Annotated in this window: 19 protein-coding genes and 1 riboswitch; of the genes, 12 read left to right on the forward strand and 7 right to left on the reverse strand. The window is 45.5% G+C overall.

The annotated features are described in order from the left end of the window. Positions 1-26 precede the first annotated feature (26 nt). The 4 genes from AC1MEO_RS06390 to AC1MEO_RS06405 all read left to right on the forward strand — a co-directional run bounded on the left by AC1MEO_RS06390 (position 27) and on the right by AC1MEO_RS06405 (position 4403). Positions 27-1916, forward strand: coding sequence for an LTA synthase family protein (locus tag AC1MEO_RS06390; RefSeq protein WP_480335109.1), 1890 nt, complete (start codon positions 27-29; stop codon positions 1914-1916). Positions 1917-2258: 342 nt separating this feature from the next. Continuing rightward, a complete protein-coding gene (locus AC1MEO_RS06395) occupies positions 2259-2441 on the forward strand; it encodes a helix-turn-helix domain-containing protein (RefSeq protein WP_480335110.1) in 183 nt (60 codons plus the stop codon). Positions 2442-2502: 61 nt separating this feature from the next. Continuing rightward, entirely contained in the window at positions 2503-3963 is a 1461-nt protein-coding gene (locus AC1MEO_RS06400) for a SulP family inorganic anion transporter (RefSeq protein WP_480335111.1), read from the forward strand. Between the two features lie 47 nt (positions 3964-4010). Continuing rightward, complete coding sequence (locus AC1MEO_RS06405; protein ID WP_480335112.1) at positions 4011-4403, forward strand: universal stress protein; 393 nt, start codon at positions 4011-4013, stop codon at positions 4401-4403. A gap of 258 nt (positions 4404-4661) precedes the next feature. Here the strand turns inward: AC1MEO_RS06405 and AC1MEO_RS06410 are convergent, their stop codons facing one another. Both AC1MEO_RS06410 and AC1MEO_RS06415 read right to left on the reverse strand, forming a co-directional pair. After that, positions 4662-5420, reverse strand: a complete 759-nt coding sequence (locus AC1MEO_RS06410) for a TerC family protein (RefSeq protein ID WP_480335113.1) — start codon at positions 5418-5420, stop codon at positions 4662-4664. A gap of 419 nt (positions 5421-5839) precedes the next feature. Next, a complete protein-coding gene (locus AC1MEO_RS06415) occupies positions 5840-6268 on the reverse strand; it encodes a protein-tyrosine phosphatase family protein (protein ID WP_480335114.1) in 429 nt (142 codons plus the stop codon). Positions 6269-6516: 248 nt separating this feature from the next. On the opposite strand from AC1MEO_RS06415, the gene paiA reads away from it, so the two are divergent. From paiA to AC1MEO_RS06435, 4 genes are all read left to right on the forward strand, one after another. Next, on the forward strand, positions 6517-7035 hold the full coding sequence (gene paiA / locus AC1MEO_RS06420; RefSeq protein WP_480335115.1) for a spermidine/spermine N(1)-acetyltransferase: 519 nt from the start codon (positions 6517-6519) through the stop codon (positions 7033-7035). 24 nt (positions 7036-7059) lie between these two features. Beyond that, positions 7060-7683 (forward strand): FMN-binding negative transcriptional regulator, encoded by a 624-nt coding sequence (locus AC1MEO_RS06425; RefSeq protein ID WP_480335116.1) that lies wholly within the window; start codon positions 7060-7062, stop codon positions 7681-7683. Between the two features lie 89 nt (positions 7684-7772). Beyond that, a riboswitch (guanidine-I (ykkC/yxkD leader) is annotated at positions 7773-7870 on the forward strand. Positions 7871-7934: 64 nt separating this feature from the next. Beyond that, positions 7935-8276: a DMT family transporter gene (locus tag AC1MEO_RS06430; protein WP_480335118.1), complete on the forward strand. Its 342-nt coding sequence runs from the start codon at positions 7935-7937 to the stop codon at positions 8274-8276. After that, entirely contained in the window at positions 8276-8590 is a 315-nt protein-coding gene (locus tag AC1MEO_RS06435) for a DMT family transporter (RefSeq protein ID WP_480335119.1), read from the forward strand. The genes AC1MEO_RS06430 and AC1MEO_RS06435 overlap by 1 nt, the downstream gene beginning before the upstream one ends. A 90-nt stretch (positions 8591-8680) precedes the next feature. On the opposite strand, the gene AC1MEO_RS06440 is transcribed toward AC1MEO_RS06435, so the two are convergent. Then, positions 8681-9661 carry an NADP-dependent oxidoreductase gene (locus AC1MEO_RS06440; protein WP_480335120.1) on the reverse strand — a complete coding sequence of 327 codons (981 nt, stop codon included), beginning with the start codon at positions 9659-9661 and terminating at the stop codon, positions 8681-8683. 196 nt (positions 9662-9857) lie between these two features. On the opposite strand from AC1MEO_RS06440, the gene AC1MEO_RS06445 reads away from it, so the two are divergent. After that, positions 9858-10949, forward strand: a complete 1092-nt coding sequence (locus AC1MEO_RS06445) for an NAD(P)-dependent alcohol dehydrogenase (RefSeq protein ID WP_480335121.1) — start codon at positions 9858-9860, stop codon at positions 10947-10949. A 242-nt stretch (positions 10950-11191) separates the two neighbouring features. Here the strand turns inward: AC1MEO_RS06445 and AC1MEO_RS06450 are convergent, their stop codons facing one another. From AC1MEO_RS06450 to AC1MEO_RS06460, 3 genes are all read right to left on the reverse strand, one after another. Then, a complete protein-coding gene (locus AC1MEO_RS06450; RefSeq protein WP_480335123.1) occupies positions 11192-11509 on the reverse strand; it encodes a hypothetical protein in 318 nt (105 codons plus the stop codon). A 361-nt stretch (positions 11510-11870) separates the two neighbouring features. After that, complete coding sequence (locus AC1MEO_RS06455) at positions 11871-12878, reverse strand: LLM class flavin-dependent oxidoreductase (protein ID WP_480335125.1); 1008 nt, start codon at positions 12876-12878, stop codon at positions 11871-11873. A gap of 64 nt (positions 12879-12942) precedes the next feature. Continuing rightward, on the reverse strand, positions 12943-13755 hold the full coding sequence (locus AC1MEO_RS06460) for an alpha/beta hydrolase (protein WP_480335126.1): 813 nt from the start codon (positions 13753-13755) through the stop codon (positions 12943-12945). A gap of 113 nt (positions 13756-13868) precedes the next feature. On the opposite strand from AC1MEO_RS06460, the gene AC1MEO_RS06465 reads away from it, so the two are divergent. Continuing rightward, on the forward strand, positions 13869-14384 hold the full coding sequence (locus AC1MEO_RS06465) for a gamma carbonic anhydrase (protein ID WP_480335128.1): 516 nt from the start codon (positions 13869-13871) through the stop codon (positions 14382-14384). A gap of 53 nt (positions 14385-14437) precedes the next feature. On the opposite strand, the gene AC1MEO_RS06470 is transcribed toward AC1MEO_RS06465, so the two are convergent. After that, on the reverse strand, positions 14438-15139 hold the full coding sequence (locus AC1MEO_RS06470) for a helix-turn-helix domain-containing protein (protein WP_480335129.1): 702 nt from the start codon (positions 15137-15139) through the stop codon (positions 14438-14440). Between the two features lie 165 nt (positions 15140-15304). On the opposite strand from AC1MEO_RS06470, the gene AC1MEO_RS06475 reads away from it, so the two are divergent. Both AC1MEO_RS06475 and AC1MEO_RS06480 read left to right on the forward strand, forming a co-directional pair. Beyond that, positions 15305-16840 carry an aldehyde dehydrogenase family protein gene (locus AC1MEO_RS06475; RefSeq protein WP_480335130.1) on the forward strand — a complete coding sequence of 512 codons (1536 nt, stop codon included), beginning with the start codon at positions 15305-15307 and terminating at the stop codon, positions 16838-16840. A gap of 24 nt (positions 16841-16864) precedes the next feature. Further along, entirely contained in the window at positions 16865-18082 is a 1218-nt protein-coding gene (locus AC1MEO_RS06480; RefSeq protein ID WP_480335132.1) for an iron-containing alcohol dehydrogenase, read from the forward strand. Positions 18083-18111 lie beyond the last annotated feature (29 nt).

Raw genomic sequence — 18111 nt, forward strand, 5'->3', positions numbered from 1 at the left:
GGCGTTCCTCCAAAAGGAGATTTTACATGTTGAAGAAAAAATGGCCGAAACACACGATATTGGCAATCGCCATCATCGCCACCTGGTTAAAAACGTATATCACCTACCAGACAGGCTTCTCGATCACCATCGATAATGTCATGCAGGAAATTATCCTGTTTCTCAGTCCACTGAGCCTGCTGCTCTTTTTATACGGACTGTCACTGTTCTTTAAAAAACCAAAGAACAGAAATCGGTATTTGCTGTTGATGACGCTCGTTACATCCATTATTTTGTATGGCAATGTCGCTTTTTACCGGTTTTTCAATGATTTCATTACATTGCCGGTGCTGTTCCAGACAGAGAATTTCGGTGATTTGGGATCCAGTGCTGCCGCCAGCATTTACCCCATGGACATCCTTTATTTCAGTGATTTCATCCTATTATTGCTTGCCGTTAAATTGCTGAAAATTAAAGAAGAAAACAAGGAATCCCAAAACAGCTACAGAAGAGCCTATTTTGTTCTTTCAGGTGCAGTCTTATTCTTGAATCTCGGATTAGCTGAAGCCGAACGTCCACAACTATTGACACGCAGTTTCGACCGGGAAATGCTTGTGAAGAATCTCGGCATGTACAATTATCATTTGTACGATATTTATATCCAATCCAAATCGCAGGCACAGCGGGCATTCGCAGATGGATCAGAACTGACCGATGTCCACAACTATGTTCGAGCCAATCAAGTCGAGCCGTCTGAAGAAATGTTAGGAATTGCTGAAGGCAAGAACCTGATAGTTGTGACACTGGAGTCGATGCAGACCTTTACAATGAATGAGGAAATGAACGGCCAGACCATTACGCCTTTCCTCAATGGGCTGACGGAAGATGAAGACACGGTTTATTTCCCGAACTTCTATCATCAGACAGGCCTCGGCAAGACATCCGATTCTGAATTTCTGCTGGAAAACTCCCTTTATCCATTAAGCGGAGGAGCCGTATTCTTTACGCACGGCGGCAACACCTATAACTCGATGGCAGAAAAACTTGGCAATAAAGGATATGCAACCAATGTCCAGCATGCCAACAACAAGAGCTTTTGGAATCGCGACATGATGTACGAATCGTTGGGTGTGGATGAATTTCTCGATATCCAGAGCTTTACGGTCGGAGAAGGCCAGGCCGTCAACTGGGGAATGAAAGACATCCCCTTCTTCGAACAGTCAGTTGCCCATATGGCAGAGATGCCGCAGCCTTTCTACAGCCGGTTGATTACACTCACCAATCACTATCCATTCACATTGGATCCGCAAGATAAACTGATCGGCGAATTCGATTCGAATTCAGGTACACTCAACCGTTTTTTCCAGACGACGCGTTATTTGGACGAAGCCGTGAAGGAATTATTTGATGACCTGAAAGAACAAGGCCTTTATGAAAATTCAATCATCGTCATGTATGGCGATCACTACGGCATTTCAGAAAACCATAACGAGGCCATGGCCCAATTTCTTGGAAAAGAGATTACGCCCTATGAATCGGCACAGCTTCAACGGGTTCCCTTCTTTGTGCATATTCCGGGTTCAGGCCAAGGCCAGGTAAATGAAAATATTGGCGGCCAAATTGATATACGCCCAACCATCCTTAACTTGATGGGTATAGAATCAGGAACCGACATGCAGTTTGGCAGTGATCTATTTTCTGAGAAACATGAAGAGTTCGCCATTTTCCGCGATGGACGTTTCGTTACAGACGATTATGTCTTCGCTGGAAATACTTGTTACGAGAATGGTTCTGGCCAGAAAATCGACCAAGGACTATGCGCTCCTTTTGTAGATCAGGCGCTCACCGAACTTAACTATTCAGAAAGAGTCATCAATGGGGACCTTTTAAGATTCTACGACGAAGAAACCGGCCAACTGAAAACTTTAGAACAGTAAAAAGAGGAGTGCAGCCGCACTCCTCTTTTTTAATGCCATCATTTATTTCACAACAAAACCGCGAGCTTCCTGATCCATTGTTGCCGATCAAACACTGTGCCGGTTTCTCACCATGAGCAGCTCCCTTTCAAGCCTCTGGACTATTTTACTATCCCCTTTTTTCTGCCATCTGGTAACCGCTTCTATTTTTCCGAATAAATCGAATCAAGTCGAACCTGTTGAAATAAGTCTACTTTTATTATAACCTGATATAGTTCTTTATAACAGATCATACTAAATTATAACCTGTTATAGTTTTTTATAACAGATTATACTAAATTATAACCGAATGGAGCTTTTATGATGGATAAAGAGATTATGACCGTAGCTCAAGTAGCCGAATACTTACAATTAAGTGAAATGACCACCTATAAATTAGTACAGCAAGGAACGTTGCCTGCTTTTAAAATCGGCAGCCATTGGCGCATCGACAAAGATGATCTGCACGAATACATTGAGAAATTGAAAAGAGGCGAACGTTTATAACAGGATTGATTTCTGTGAGAGTCAGAAATCGCCAAAAAAATAACAGAGAAAGAGGTATTGTATGTCAATAACAGCTTTAAAAGAACAATGGTTTGGAAATGTGAGAGGAGACGTTTTAGCAGGGATCGTAGTCGCTTTAGCACTGCTTCCGGAAGCTATCGCCTTCTCAATAATTGCAGGAGTCGATCCGATGGTCGGTTTGTATGCATCGTTTTGTATCGCTATCGTGATTGCGTTTGTCGGCGGAAGACCCGGAATGATTTCAGGTGCTACAGGTGCTATGGCGCTATTGATGATCACGTTGATTGCAGAACATGGTCTTCAATATTTGTTAGCCACCACAATCTTGACAGGTATTTTGCAGATATTATTTGGAGTCTTTAAACTGGCTCGGGTAATGAAGTTTATCCCGCGTGCCGTAATGATTGGCTTTGTTAACGCACTTGCCATTTTAATCTTCACCTCACAACTGCAGCATTTTGTCGGTGAAACATGGATCATGTTCGCCTTGGTTGGATTAACGTTAGCCATCATTTACATCCTTCCGCGTTTTACGACGGCCATCCCTTCTACATTGGTCGCAATTGTCGTGGTAACGGCTTTGGCGATCTTCATGAACTTCGGTGTCCGCAGCGTGGGTGATATGGGGAATTTAACTCAAGCTCTTCCATTATTCCTGATTCCGGATATTCCGGTGAACTTTGAAACTTTGGCAATCATCTTCCCTTATGCCTTAGCTTTAACCGTAGTAGGAATTTTGGAGTCCCTCCTGACTGCAACAATCGTGGATGACATGACCGATACAGAAAGCGACAAGAACAAAGAAAGCCGCGGCCAAGGCATTGCGAATATCGTCACTGGATTCTTTGGCGGGATGGCCGGATGTGCGATGATCGGACAATCCGTCATTAACGTAAAATCCGGTGGTTCCGGAAGATTATCCTCACTAGTTGCGGGTGTTTTCCTCATGGCGATCATTATTTTCGCTGGGGGAATTGTCGTTCAAATCCCTATGGCGGCTCTTGCCGGCGTTATGATCATGGTTGCCATCGGTACTTTCGATTGGAGTTCTTTGCGGACTATCTATAAAATCCCTAAAACAGATGCATCAATCATGATTGTGACTGTTCTCACTGTGGTCTACACGCACAATCTGGCTTATGGCGTTTTAGCTGGAGTCCTGCTGAGCATGATTTTCTTTGCAGCTAAAATCTCGAAGGTAAATGTCTACTCTTACCTGTCCGGCAATGAGGAGAAGCGCAGCTACACCATACAAGGCCCCTTGTTCTTTGCATCGGTATCCGAGTTTATGGAGAAAATCGATTTTAAAGAAGAGTTGAAGGAAGTCGAATTTGATTTGACCGCGTCCCACCTTTGGGATGATTCAGCAATCGGCGCTCTGGACAAAGTTGAAAGCAAATTCGAACAAGCAGGCGTAAAAGTAACCTTTATTGGAATGAACAAAGAAAGTACAAAACTGCATAATAAGATCGGCGGGTTATCCAAAAATTCCGGCCATTAATTTGAGCCCGGAAGTCATTCTATAGAAAAAACTAAGGAGGAAATAATATGACAACAAAACTCTTATTAGCTTCAGACGGATCCAATCACGCACTGCGTGCAGCTGAAGAAGTTATTAAATTAGCCAAAATCAATGACTCGGAAATCATCGTCGCCTATGTCAGCAGTGATGATGAAACTGGCGGGGATGCATTACACCCCGATATCCAAAAAAAGTTGCAGGAAACTCAAGACTTGATAAAACAGAATTCATTAAGTTATAAGGTGGAAGTTCTTTACGGAGATCCTGCAGATGCAATTTCCGATTATGCCAATGCCAATGAATTTGAATTCCTCGTCATCGGAAGCCGCGGACTAAACAAAATGCAGGAAATGGTGATGGGCAGCGTGAGTTATCAAGTGATGAAGCTCGCAAACTGTCCGGTACTGGTAGTCAAGTAAGGGCAATCCAAAGAGCCTCCGACCAATTGGCGGGTTTGTCTGTACAACGGACAAAATCGGATCTGCCGAATAGCTCGTTAATACGACCTCTATAAATATTGATGTATCATCAATAAAAGAAGTGTACAGAACAGCTTTCAAGCAAGCCGCGAAATGAATGAGAAACCAATAAAAAAGGAAGATCAAATGCAGAGTCGCATTCGATCTTCCTTTTTCATCTTGCCTATCAATTTTATTTTTCTGCTTGAAAGTAAATGTTCAGGCTTCCAGCTCTCTCTTCTTCTTTATGCTGACCAATGCACCAACCAGGACAATTCCCAGTAACACCGCCCAGAAAATCAGCTTCCATTCGGTTGAATGCGCAAAGTCATATGGCAGAATCCCTAGTTTTTCGTGTGACAAGGTGAGGACGGTCAATTTCACGCCCACCCATCCCACAATGACAAAAGCAGTCGTTTCCAATTGCGGATAGTCTGCCAGCAACTTGACGAATTTATGTGCTGCAAAACGCATAATGATGATACCGACCAATCCACCAACCAGCATGACGCCAAATTGACCACCGTTGATTCCACCGATTTCCATGCTTCCAAGATGCGGCAGCGTTATCGCCAAGGCAACAGCAGCCAGCATCGAGTCAACCGCAAAGGCAATGTCCGCCAGTTCCACTTTCAATACCGTCATCCAGAACCCTGAACCTTTTGTTGTTTCCGGTTCGATCGAATGCTCTTTTCCTTTTCGCTGATCATAAATATGCTTGAAAGCGATAAACAATAAATAAGCGGCTCCCAAAGCCTGGATCTGCCATACATCAACCAACAAGGTGATCATGAACAAAGCAGCAAATCGGAAGACAAACGCCCCGACCAATCCATAAAACAACGCTTTTTTCTGTTGCTCTGCCGGTAAATGTTTTACCATAACTGCCATTACGACGGCATTATCTGCTGCGAGCAATCCTTCCAAAGCCACCAGCACCAGCAGTACCCATACATATTCCAATAATATTGCTTCCATCTCCATCATCCCCTTAAATTTTTCCAACAAAAAAGACCCTTGCCTAATTAAAGGCAAAGGTCTCGCTAAGCAAATTTCTGCTATCACAACCGATGGCTACGAACCATGTAATGACGATTGTGAAATAGGTTTCCCTACAGCTACTCCCCTTTGACGTGAAGTCAAAAGTATATTCCGTTGTCTAAATAGAATAGCATGGCAACAGCTTTTTGGGAAGAATAAATTTGTCGGAATTGCGAATTATTTTACTTTTTCGTCGAGGTGGTTTCAACTGCACTCGAAACCCTTCATTTCCGCTTGAATAAACCCTTTAAATCATCGGAAATATAGTCCCGCTCCAAATCGAGTTCTTCTTCCGGCTGTCCCCTTCAATAAAAATTTGTGCACACTTTTACACCACATACCCCAATCGAATTAGGCTAGTCTTTGTAAAAAATGCGTTTGAGTGATTCTTTAAGTTGTGGTTTCACCATGATGACCGGTCGTATAGCGGTCGCTTGGGCTTCTGCTTCCTCGACCGTATCCGCTTTGCCAAGTGCCAGGAGTGTCCCGATCGCTACAGTACCAGCCCGGTTGCTTCCGCCTGCACAGTGGAAATAAACTTTCTTTCCATCATGATAGGCATCTACTACTTGGTCGATCGCTTTCTTGATCGATTCATCCTGCTGTTCATCGGAATCGTCAATTATCGGACTGTGGACCCGAACATAATCGTAATCCCCTTCTGCCGCTTCTGCACGCAAGTCGACGACCACATCAATCTTCTCGGCTTCTGACGCTCCCTTTGCATCGGCTGCACCGCCAATGAAGATGCGGTTTTCTACCAGTTCCTGATATTCTTTCGTCATTTCATTTCCTCCTGTCTACTTCAAAGTCTGTCTATTTTTAGCGTAACACATGTATCTGCTCAGGAGTACCAGCACTACTCGAAAGGAAAAATCAGCAAGAAAAGCCTGATTACACTAATACATACTTAACTCTATTAACGCCCCTTCTTTTTGTTGTAAATACAAGAAAAAGACGATATATTCTATTCAACCCAATTTCCATTGAATTTACAACAAACGATTAATCGACTGAAGGAGCGGCAATCCATATGACAACAATGATTAAAAAATGTACACTTGACGATCTTCACGAACTTCAAGCCATCAGTATTGAGACATTCGCCGAGACGTTCAAGGATCAGAATTCGCCTGAAGACCTTCAGGCTTATTTGGACAAGGCCTATGACCTGGACAAACTCGAACAGGAACTCGCCGTCCCTTCTTCCTCTTTCTTTTTCATTTATTCAGACCAGCAAGTGGCTGGGTACCTTAAGCTCAATACCGGCGAGGCACAGACAGAGTCGATGGGGGATGACTCACTGGAAGTCGAACGGATTTATGTAAGAAAAGCTTTCCAGAAATATGGTTTCGGAAAGCAGCTGATGAACAAGGCGATTGAACTGGCAACTGAACTGAACAAAAAGAGCATTTGGCTCGGGGTCTGGGAAGAAAACGATAACGCGATTTCGTTTTACCGAAAAAAAGGGTTTGTGCAGACAGGATCCCATTCCTTCTTCATGGGCGATGATGAACAAATCGATTTGATTCTGATCAAGCCGCTCCATTAACTCTATCCTGAAAGGCGGAACAGAATGTATACTCCAAAACATTTTAAAGTCACCGATTTTGAGGAAATCTGCGAGTTTGTTCAACAGAATTCCTTTGGAACGCTTGTCACTACTAAAAAAGGGAAGCCCATTGCCAGCCATCTTCCTTTGCAGCTGATAAAAGAAGGCGAAGATTTCTTCATAACCGGGCATATGGCCTATGGAAATCCACAGTGGAGGACGTTTGAGGACTGTGAAGAGGTGCTGGTCATGTTCCAGGGGCCGCACGCCTACATCTCTTCTTCCTGGTACAAACAGGAAAATGTGCCGACATGGAATTATCAGGCTGTCCATATCTATGGAACCGCCCAACTTTTAACTGGAGACGAACTGAAACAGGACCTGACAAGCTTGATGGAAAAACATGAAGCCCATCGTGAAGATCCTGTGCTATGGGATCTACTCCCCTCTTCACTGCTGGAAAAAGAACTGAAAGGCATCGTCGGATTCAAGATTCCGGTGAGAGAAGTTCAAGCCGCCTATAAAATGAGCCAGAACCGCAATGAAACGGATTATCGGAACATTATCGACCGCTTACAGCAAGAAGAAGATCCGAATTCAAAACAAATGGCTGGTGTCATGTGTACGAAATCGAAGGACTCTCTTTGAATCTCCAGCTGTTCGCATGTGCAGGTATTGAAAGCTGTTCCATTGAAAGGTTCCTCCAAAGCATGTACAATACAGAGTAATTGCATATCTGAAATGTTTTCTAGGGTTCCGCAGCAAACAAGCTGGCCTGGTCCGAGAGAAAACTCACAGCTCTGCTGTGCCACGGAAGGACAAAAGCCTGGGAGAAACTGTTTTTTACAGTTCTCCCGGGCTTTTTTTATTTCTGTGAACACCACAAGGAGGAAGATAATATGAATTCGAATTGGCTGAAAGTCATACTGGCGGCGGTATTTGAAGTGGTGTGGGTTATCGGCCTGAAACATGCCGATGGATTTTGGGATTGGACGGTTACCGTCATAGCGATTGTCATCAGTTTCACCGTCATGATCATGGCGGGCCGAAAGTTACCGGTCGGAACCGTCTATGCGGTTTTTGTTGGCCTTGGGACGGCCGGTACGGTGCTGTCTGAAATCATCATTTTCAACGAAGCCTTCAGTGGTGCAAAACTGCTGCTGGTCGGCGTTTTACTGGCAGGAGTCATCGGGTTGAAACTGGTCACCAAAGATCCGGTTCCTGAAGGAGGAGAAGTATAATGGCATGGACAGCATTAGTGTTGGCAGGGTTATTTGAAATGTTCGGTGTGGCGATGATCAACAAGCTGCACCAGGACCGCAATTGGCAATCTCTTGTGTTGTTGATTTCCGGATTCGGGGCGAGTTTTGTCTTTTTAGCTTTCGCTATGGAAACATTGGCCATGGGGACAGCCTATGCCATCTGGACCGGAATCGGCGCTTCCGGTGGAGCCATACTCGGCATGCTATTTTACAATGAGTCTAAAGACTGGAAGCGGATCCTCTTCATTGCGATGGTGCTGGGTGCGGCAATGGGATTAAAGCTGGTTTCTTAAAGTGAAATCCATTGGCTAACTAAAAGAAGCGAAGAGACATTTGCCTATGTTTCTTCGCTTCTTCTATTAAAAATAAAGATTCTTTAAACTTTAATTTATTTTTAATCCCAGTTTCCCTAAATAATGTTTCTGTAATGCCATGTGACCAGCAGACGCCTCTTCCAGTACAAAGGTCTTGTCTAGATGCACTTTTACGTTTCCAGTCTTCACATAATTATTGAATCTGCTAATTATATCCGCGTCGGGTTCTCCATTATAAGCAACCGCCTTAAGCTCATCATTATCCGGCAATGGAAAAACACCGTTCGGATAGGCGATCCGCCCATCCTCTTTCATCATTCGGGCAATTGTTTTGATGGCTTTCCCACCCGCAGTCAATAATGCAGCATCAAATCCTTCCGGTTCAATCGCTTTTGCTGCAGACAGCAGATCGTCCTTATAGCCATCCACCACATTCTCAATGCCAAGCTTCCGAACCATCTCGACGCCATCCGCTCCTGATGCAATGGCAAAGACCCTGGCACCGATCTGGTTGGCGAGCTGAACGGCCAAGTGGCCAACTCCGCCACTCGCTCCAAACACCACGATCGATTCATCTTTATTCAGCTGCAGGACATCTTCCAAACCGCGCAAGGCCGTGATGCCAACCCCTGAAATAACACCTGCTTCTTCAATACTGATAGACGGCGGAACGAGCGTTGCATATTTTTGGTCGATTGCAGCAAACTCTGCATAGAAACCGCCTTTCGGATTCAGAAATCCTGTCGCCATCACGTTATCGCCTATAGCAAGCCCCTTTACCTCTTTGCCCATCGAAACGATCTTCCCGGAACCTTCAGATCCCAGTACATAAGGGAACTTGACACTCATTTCCAGCATCTCCGCATAACCGCCTTCTCTTTCAAAGATGTCCCATGGTCCCATTCCTGCAAATTCCACTTTTATCAATACCTCGGAATCACCCACCTCAGGCAGTGGAATGGATTCAGTGGCCAGCTGATCTTCAGCACCGAATTTATGCAGGACTGAGGCTTTCATGAATTTAGCAGGATGGGTTGAATTGCTTTTCATCGTGCTCTCTCCTTCCGTTTATTGAGTACTTAGTTAAAGTAAATCATATGGGAATAGATGCTTCGAACCTTATACAGTATGCAATCACCACTTTATCAGCCCTTCGAAAACCCGCATTCATTTGTGCTTACCATGTATAAATAGGAGACAATCGGGTACTAGGTTAAGAGGATTACATTTATAGAGGAGGATTCGAATGAAAATACAAGCAGCCGTTACACATGGCTTAGGGGAAACGTTTAAATTTGAAGAAGTGGAACTCGCCGAACCAAAAATGAATGAAGTACTGGTGAAAATTGTGGCGTCCGGCGTATGCCATACAGATGCCGTTGCACGGGATTTGGGCTTGTCACCGTTTCCTGCAGTCCTTGGACACGAAGGATCAGGAATCGTTGAAAAAGTAGGTTCGGCAATAACGACCGTTCAAGCTGGTGACCACGTCGTGCTGTCGTTCGCTTATTGCGGGTATTGCGAAAATTGCCTGACCGGCCACCCGACAGTTTGCCTGAATTTCAATGAGTTGAATTTCGGAGGCAAAATGCAGGACGGCACAAACCGAATCCATCAGGACGACCATGCTGTGTCGACATTTTTCGGCCAATCATCTTTCGGGACCTTTGCCGTCACCCATGAACGGAATGTCGTTAAAGTCGACCCAGAAGTTGATTTGACGCTGCTCGGACCTTTGGGTTGCGGCATACAGACCGGAGCTGGCACGGTATTGAACCGCTTCAAGCCGGAGTTTGGTTCTTCCATCGCCATCTACGGCAGTGGAGCGGTTGGATTGAGCGCTGTCATGGCAGCGAAGATCGCTGGCTGCCTCAATATCATTGCGGTGGATATCCATGACAGCCGCCTGGAGCTGGCTAAGGAACTCGGTGCGACGCATACCTTGAACGGCAAAAATGTCGACGTTGTAGAGGAGATCAAAAAAATCACCAATGGCGGTACTCATTATGCGGTCGAGACAACCGGCGTTCCACCTGTCGTGAAGCAAGCCATCCATGCCCTGCGCCCGCTTGGTTCATGTGCCATTGTCGGCGTGACACCTGAGATTACGTTTGATGTCCATAATGACATCATGGCAGAAGGCAAAACAGTAATGGGCGTAATCGAAGGTGACTCGATTCCACAAGTGTTCATTCCGCAGCTGGTGAATTATTATAAGCGCGGCATGTTCCCATTCGATAAACTGATTAAAGTATATGAGTTTGACCAACTTAACGAAGCTTTTGAAGACTCCAAAAAAGGCATCACCATCAAGCCGATTGTAAAAATCAATCAATAGCAAAAACGCTCCTTAAAAGGCGTACGCAGACTGCAGACAAGCTTAGATCCATTGAGTTTGCCTGCAGTTTTTTGGAGTCAGCAAAAAAAATGCCGCAAGAAAATTTCTGCAGCATTCCAAAATATCCTTTTGCCGTTTTTCCCTTAAACTCATTGTTAATTAACAGCAAGTGAAAGAGCAGCTACTTCTTGAATGATTTTAAAAACAAGCCCCAATAAATGGGGCTTGTCCACTTCTAAAAACTAGTGTCTTCCATGATGGCGGTATTTTTTATAGTGTTTTTTACCTTTTTTGTAATAATGTTTATGCTTGTAATATTTTTTACCATGTTTGTGATACTTACGATCGTCATCTTTGTACTTACGCTTGCCATCTTTGTACTTACGATCATCGTCTTTGTATTTCCGGTCATCATCTTTGTACTTCCGGTCATCATCTTTGTATTTGTGATGATAACCATCTTTGTCGTGGTCATGATCATCGCCACCTGCCAGCGCTGCAGTAGAAGAGAAGCCGAGAATTAAGAAAAGCGACATTAAAATCATAAAATACTTCTTCATTTTAACCTCTCCATTTCATAATTAGTTTTTGTTTACCCCTTAGACTGGCTTACCCGGCTTAGGACTATAAACAGCCATCATTATGAATTTTCGAGAAAATAAAACCTCCTTTGTATATATTTTAATTCAGAAAACAAATATCTGAATCAGTTAAAGAATAAGAATTTGATGTTTGTTAGTACATAGTACAACGGATATCAAAAAAATACCACAGTTTTTTGAATTTTCTTTATATTTATATTAAGACGCAATTGGAGTTTAAATAAACTCTATGTCCCTTCCGTATCGAATTTAATAATTTGAATTCCTACCCTTTACGAATACTCGATACCTCAGCATAGAAACGCCGACAGGAAATTCCCTATCGGCGTTTCTTCATTTCTTCCGCTACGAGCTGGAAGGTTTTTAGTTTATCAGCAAAACTGTAAGCAGAGGAAACCAGCATCACTTCATCAGCTCTGTACTCAGACCCTAAAATTTCGAGTTGGTCCACAACCTGTTCCGGTGTGCCGACAACTATGCGGCGGCGGTTTTCAGCAACCAATAGTTTTTCGAATTTGGAATAGGGGTAAGCCATAGCTTTCTCAGGCGGAGGCGTTCCTCTTGAAGGCATTCCCTGCGCTCCCATGCACAGGGAAAGATCCATGGAGGAAGCAACTCGTTCTGCCTGTTCCGATGTTTCCTGGCAGACGACAAAAATAGCAAAGCCTACATGGGGTTTACTATCTTTATAGGGCTTAAAGCGTTCACGGTATTCTTTGGCAAACTGTTGCCCGCCTTCACCGTTGATGAAATGGGCGAACATATAAGGCAATCCTTTTTCCGCTGCCAGCTGCGCTGAGTTGTCACTTGAACCCAGGATCCAAATAGGTGGGCTGTTCTTGGTTACCGGCGTTGCCTTCATACCGTAATATGGATGTTCTTCCGGTATGGAATCCGTCAGGTACATGCGAAGATCGTCGATTTGCGCCGGGAATTGGCTGGTGTCCCGCTTTTTGCCTTCATTTAATGCATAGGAAGCACGCGGCATGCCTCCTGGCGCCCTGCCGACTCCCGCGTCAATTCTGTTTGGATACAAGGCTTCCAGCAATTTAAAGTTTTCCGCAATTTTAAAAGCGGCGTAATGCGGCAGCATAACTCCCCCCGAACCGAGCCGGATGGTTTTGGTGACGGCTCCAAGATGCGCAATCAGCACTTCCGGAGAAGAACCCGCTAAGGTTGCCGCGTCGTGATGCTCCGATACCCAAAATCGTGTATAGCCCCATTGCTCGGCTTTTTGTGCAAGAATCGCGGTCTGCTTTAAGGCTTCTTGTGGTGAGCTGCCTTCTGATATTGGTGATTGATCCAGTATGCTATAGCTTAACGCCATTTTGATCTGCTCCTTTGTCCAGCTCTTACAGCTAGTGGGTTAAGAAAAACCCTTTGGCAAAAATTTATACGTTTTCTTCAATCAGATAACCGACAGAACGCAAAACGGTGTGGATAAAAGCCTGCGTCGCCAGAAAGACTTCTTCTTTTTCAGGTTCCTGAAAAATATCGTGGTAGCAGAATTTCCATTCCTTGTAACTGAATTCGGTCAGCTGCTGCTTCAATAGCCATTGCCGGGAAACATCAATCTCGGTGATCAGATCCCGCTCTGCGGTATGCAGATAAGTTGGAATCTGTGGGTACAGCTCGACAGCAGCAGCGGTTTGTTTCATATAGGCCAGTAATTCCTTATACCACCCTGCCGTGATGACCGAATGGGATAATATGTTTTCAGTTTCCTGGCCAATGGAAAATTGGTCTCTGGTCAGGTGGCGCAGTTCTATGCCATGATCCATTTTTCTGCGGCCCGTCAATTGCGCAACGCCGGGAAAGGCATTGGGCGCTTTGGGAGGCAACTTTTTTAATTGCAGCCAAGGAGATGTGAAAATCGCACCGGCTACATTAAACTTCCGGTTGCCCAGGACATTCATGGCAATTGTAGCACCGAGGCCGTGGGCAATGACGAATACCGGCAGATCATTTTCCGACGATAGCTTCAGCATATCATTTACCGCCAGCTCGTAGTCATCAAACGATTCACGGTGGACCTTGTCTGTCCCGGAATTCTTTCCATGGCCCGGCAAATCTGCCGTATAGACATCAAAACCTGCCGATCGCCATTTCTCAATTTGCCATGCATAGCGCATATGCTGTTCATATGCACTATGGATTAGAACAATTACAGCCTTTGCTGTTCCTTCAGCCTGCCATTTCCACATAGTCCAACTTCCTTTCCCCACCAATCAACTCAGAATAAAACTTTAGGATTTGACGTTTCAATTTGATTTGTTACGATTATAGAATATCTTATCTTGTTTAAAGGAGCTTTGCCATGATTTATCCATATAAAGACAAATTCCCCCAAATCGACCCATCTGTTTTCATTGCAGACTACACGACCATTTCTGGCGATGTCACCATCGGTGCTGACTCATCAGTGTGGTTCAACACGGTCATCCGCGGTGACGTAGCACCGACCGTTATCGGCAATAAAGTCAATATCCAGGACCTCTGCATGCTTCACCAAAGCCCAGGCAAAACATTGCTTGTGGAAGATGAAGTGACGATTGGCCATCAAGTGACTCTTCACAGTTGTACGATCCTCAAAGGCGCATTAATTGGCATGGGCACTATGATTCTTGATGGAGCCGAGGTTGGAGAAGGCACATTTATCGGTGCCGGCAGTTTGGTGCCGCCTGGAAAAGTCATTCCGCCCGGCGTGCTCGCTTTTGGACGTCCGGCGAAAGTTGTTCGTGAACTCCGTGAAGACGACCTGGCCGACATGGAACGGATCGTCCGCGAATACGCGGAAAAAGGAGCTTATTACAAATCTCTCCAAAAAGAATAAAAGAAGAAGCGATGGACCTGGTCCGCCGCTTCTTCTTTTTTCATTGAATTCTCCTAAGAGATCAACCCGCTCCTGATTGCTTCTCCGATGGCTTGTGCACGGTGCCTCACGTTCATTTTTCTCATGGCAGATGCAATATAATCCCTCGCGGTAAATTCACTGATCCCCATATTCGATGCCATTTCCTTCGTACTCCACCCGATTGACAGCTGCTCAAGAACTTCAATTTCCCGTTTGCTCAATTTATGGCCCACCTGCTGTTCATTGACTAAAGGCAGTTTGTTGAAGGCTTTTGCAAAATAGCTTTCCACTAATTGGACCAGCGTTTCCTTTACGCCGCCTTCTCCTTCATAGCCATCAATCAGCATACAGCCAATGACCATCGTTCCTTTTTTGATCGGAACTACAAGTATGGAAGACAACTTATACTTTTCGATATATTTTATGGGCAGTGCTGATTTGTTTTCGCCAACTGTTATGTATCTTGCTTTTTTGTCCAGAATGGCATCATAAATAGGCTGAATCGTCCGGATATCTTCCCGGATCGCGTCTTTATTGAGGACAGATCCATCAGCATGCAGTGAAAAAATCAATTCACCCATAAAGTTAATAGGAGAATAAGAAAATAAGGACAGCCTGGAAAAAGGAAAAAAACTGAAAAACCCTTCAACAATCCGGCTGATTTTTTCTTCAGGACTGTCTGTATCGATCAGGTCATTGATAAATTTCTCCAAAGCAACCGGTAACCTCTGCATGCGCGTCCCCCTCTTCACCCCCTACATTTTCAGGGATGTACTTTTCTTTGCCCTGCTTCTACACTCTAATTGAAAGCCCTTACATTTATATTTGAATATTCGCTCTTTTCTCGATCAGTCTCATCATATCCTGTCTTACAGAAAAATTCAATTGGAGGTAAAGCCATGTCCATTCAAGTTGGAGTTCAGAACTTTTCACATTTCATCAACGGTGCTTGGGTTTCTTCTTCAAGCGGTGAGACTTTTGACGTCTATAATCCCGCCACAGGTGAAGTGGTTGCCAAAGTTTCAAAAGGGTCGGAAACAGAAGTTGATCAGGCAGTTGAAGCAGCCCTGGCCGCTTTTGAGAATTCTGGTTGGAGCCAGATGCCTCCCCTGGAAAGAGCCGATGCATTAAACCAGATTGCGGACGCCATTGCCATGAACAAAGACGAACTTATCTACTTGGAATCCCTGACTTCCGGTGGTACTGTCCGCCGCATTGCAGGAAATGACATCATGAGCATCATCGACCTGTTTCAGCAAATGGCCAAATTCGTCGTGGACTATCCGTTCAACGAAACCTTGCCTTCCCCCCTGTTTCCGGGGCCGGCCCATAACTTCGTCTGGCGGGAGCCGATTGGCGTATGCGCAGCCATCACCCCTTGGAATATGCCTTTGCTGATTGCCGCTTGGAAAATAGCGCCCGCTCTCGCTACCGGCAACACCATCGTTTTAAAACCAGCCAGCCATACACCGGTGACTGCTCTGCGCTTGGCAGAAATCATTTCGGAGGTGGTTCCTCCAGGCGTCATCAATGTCGTCGCCGGCTCTGGTACAGAAGTCGGCGAGCCGCTTGTGCGCCATCCGAAAGTCGGTAAAGTCGCATTTACCGGTTCAACGGAAGTTGGACGCAACATCATGAAAATCGCCGCCGAATCCATCAAAAACATTACCCTTGAACTTGGCGGAAAGTCGCCGAATATTTTATTGGAAGATGCGGATCTTGAAATTGCTTTGCCGGGCAGCCTATTCGGTGTATTCCTCCATTCTGGCCAATTATGCGAATCGGGCACTCGGCTGTTTGTTCCGGACTCGCTTTATGAAGTGGTTGTCGAAAAACTTGCCGAATTGACGAAAACACTGAAGATCGGCAACCAATTGGAAGAATCGACTGCCATGGGCCCAGTCATTTCACAACGCCAGAAAGAGACCATCCTCTCCTATATTGAAACAGGCATCAACGAAGGAGCCCGACTGGTGTGTGGCGGAAAAGAAGCGGTGGTCGAAGGATTTGAAAATGGCTACTTCATCGAGCCGACCATTTTTGCAGATGTCACCAATGATATGGCCATCGCACAGGAAGAGATATTCGGTCCGGTCCTTACAGTCATTCGCTACAGTGATGTGGACGAAGCCATCCGGATGGCCAATGACACGATCTACGGTCTCGCCGGCGGTGTCTGGACTCAGGACGTCAATAAAGCCTATGATGTCGCACGCAAAATCAAAGCCGGCGTCATCTGGATCAATGACTGGCATATGCTGCGGAATGATGCACCGTTTGGCGGTTATAAGCAAAGCGGCATCGGGCGCGAGATGGGCAAGCATTCTCTGGATGCCTATACGCAGCTGAAGCATGTCCATACCTCCATGGTTCCCGAACTTGAACGCCGGATTGCATTTGGACTGCTATTCTCAGAAGGCACAAACGACAACTAATATTGAAGATCGGGGGGACTTTCATTGATTACTACTTATTCAAATTTCGCATTGATGACCACTATCCACAGCGGCTCGAATACCAGAGCCATGATACCGGACCTTTTTAACGGACTCGGTGCCAAACGGGTTGTGCTGTTCAGCGACCAAGGCTTAAAAGACGCCGGCATCGTCGATAAAGTGGCTGAAATCTTCCGCTTGACGCAAAACGGCACCGGCGCCCAATTAGTCGGCATCTTTACTGATATTCAGCAGGATGCGGGCAGCGAATCCGTCAACCGCGCCATCCAATATGCCCGCGAAATGGCTGCTGACTCTTTGCTCGCTGTCGGCGGCGGCAGTGTGTTGGATACCGTTAAAGGCGTTAAATTCGCATTGCATCACGGAATGACGGATATCAAAAAAGCGATTCCAGGCGGGTTGGCGTATTATACTTGGCCAGAAGCACAATTCATTCCGATTCCGCATATCGCCGTTCCAACTACTGCCGGAACCGGTTCAGAAGTCTCGCCGATTGCCGTCATCTATAATGAAGAAAAAAGAGTCAAAACGAATATCATCCACCCTTTCATCAGTGCCAATATGGCCGTTCTGGATCCGGACTTGACCCTTGGGTTGCCGCCGTTCATCACAGCTTTTACCGGCTTCGACGCATTGACCCACGCCATCGAAGCTTTGATGTCGCCTACAGCAACCGGCTTTACCGATGCCTATGCGCTTCAGACCATCCGGATGTTCGAAAAAAACATCGTGGAAGCCGTACAAAATGGCAGCAATGTCAAAGCCCGTATGGAGATGCTGCAAGCCAGCACCATGGGCATCACTGCCTTCAGCTTCGCGCTGAACGCCATTCCGGTCCACAATCTGGCACATGCTTACGGGGCGCTTTACCGGATACCGCATGGCCTTGCGAATGCGGTTTTCCTGCCCCACGTCATCGAAATGATTCCGGCGTTGTACCTGCCAAAAATCGAAGGACTGGCACAAGCCTTGAATCTGGATATCCGCAATAAATCTCCACAAACTTTACTTGAAGAAGTGGTGGAGAAAATCCGCAATATGCAAGAGCAAGTCGGTTTGCCGAAAGATTTCTCGAAATTTGATATTCCCGAGGATTCATTGCCGACTATCATCGCCGCAGTCCAGTCAGATCCTGCAGCCATGAATTTTCCACTCCCGGCTGAATTGATTGAAGCCATCGGAAAACGCGTTGATAAACTGCAGACAAGCTCCACTTCATAAAAAAAAGGACGGCCGGGCATCGCTGCCTG

It is taken from the genome of Planococcus sp. BI3 (genome assembly GCF_056680115.1).